The sequence below is a fragment of the Clostridium sp. CMCC3677 genome, assembly GCF_023845585.1.
Lineage (GTDB): Bacteria > Bacillota > Clostridia > Clostridiales > Clostridiaceae > Clostridium > Clostridium aquiflavi.
The window spans coordinates 1-233 of the sequence record NZ_JAMQHS010000098.1; the positions used below are offsets into that span (position 1 = coordinate 1).

Sequence of the window (233 nt, forward strand, 5' to 3'; positions counted from 1 at the left end):
ATAAATAATTGTTATATACAATTTATGTGCAATTTTGAAAGAACATTCTTTCAATTGAATAATAACTCACTTAGCATAGCTAAAGGAGTATAGTTTTAACTAAATCATTAGATTTAGAAAGACTAGTATCTGGTGATGATGGCATAGAAGTAACACTCCTACCCATTCCGAACAGGAAAGTTAAGATCTATAGCGCCGAAGGTACTGCACGGGAGACTGTGTGGGAGATTAGG

General features: G+C 34.3%; 1 rRNA gene. It reads left to right on the forward strand.

Features of this window, described 5'->3' with window-relative positions:
* Positions 1-128: 128 nt before the first annotated feature.
* Positions 129-233: ribosomal RNA gene (gene rrf / locus NG901_RS16865) — 5S ribosomal RNA — on the forward strand; the annotation flags it as partial.